Annotated in this window: 1 protein-coding gene; it reads right to left on the bottom strand. The window is 67.0% G+C overall.

Annotated elements, in window-relative coordinates; genetic code table 11:
- Positions 1-306 (bottom strand): sigma factor (locus tag APM_RS00785; RefSeq protein WP_007421452.1); only part of this gene is annotated, 306 nt, incomplete at its 3' end.
- Between the last annotated feature and the right edge of the window lie 764 nt (positions 307-1070).

Below are 1070 nucleotides of genomic sequence, written 5' to 3'. Positions count from 1 at the left end.
CGCGACGCGGTGCAGCCAGGTATCAAACCGCGCCGCCCCCGGCCGCCAAGCCCGCGCCTGCCGCCAGACCCGCAGGAACACCTCCTGGGCCACGTCGTCGGCCAGCGCCGAATCGCGCAGCAGCCGCAGCGCGAGCCCGTGCACGCGCGGCAGCTTGTGCGCCATCAGCGTCCGAAACGCTGCCTCCTCGCCCATGCCGATCCTTGCCAGCAGGTCCGCATCCGGGTCCCCGTCCGGGTCTGTCATGTCCTCGCGGGTGCCCGCCTTGCGCTGGTTGCCGCGCCGACCGGCCCATCCGGTCGGCATCCGGCCCATTCAACGCACGGGCGACGGGTTTCCGTCGCCGGCGCGGGAGCGCCTCTCGCCGTGCGCGCATTCAACCCAGCCGTACCAGCGGTAGCAGGCCCGCCGACGCGCGGGCAAGGGTGCCGGTCGCGAGCAACAGCGTGCCGCTCGCAAGCCTGCGCCCGTCGCCGAGTTCGAGGCCGAGCCGCACCGCCGCGACACCGCACAGCAACTCCGCCCGGCAGGCCTCGGCCCGGGCGAGCAGAGTAGCGTCGAGCCGCCTGCGGGTCGGTGAAGGGCAGTGGCACTGCCTGCTCGCGGCCGCGCCGGAGCAGCCGCACCCGGACATTTCGAAGAACCCTGGGATCGAGGTGGTTTGAGGGTCTGAGTATGCGCCTTGACGAATTTGGGCTGGGTGCGGCGTTCATAGGGACGCGGACTCACCAATAGCCCCAATTCTACATGGAATCCCGAAGATTAGTTCTCCTCATCGAATAAGCTCACGGCTTCCAGCCGGTCCATAGTATCTGACTCGGCATCAGCACCTGCGATTAGTCTTGCCTCGAATCTGAACTCCGGCGCGGATATGTCGATACCCACAAGGTCGACAGAGCGGAGCAAGTGCCTACGAAGCTAGCGCCGGCGAAGGCGCAATGCCAAATTGCGCCGTCACCGCCTTGCAACTCAAACCATTATCAACCGCAGCCAGAAGCCGCACGCGCAAATCCATCGAGAGAGGCAGCCCCATCCAGGACGACATCCTTTATCAGCGCGGACTCTGGATC

Origin of the sequence: Acidiphilium sp. PM (genome assembly GCF_000219295.1) — a bacterium.
Classification (GTDB): domain Bacteria; phylum Pseudomonadota; class Alphaproteobacteria; order Acetobacterales; family Acetobacteraceae; genus Acidiphilium; species Acidiphilium multivorum.
This window is presented reverse-complemented; position numbering and strand designations above follow the sequence as displayed.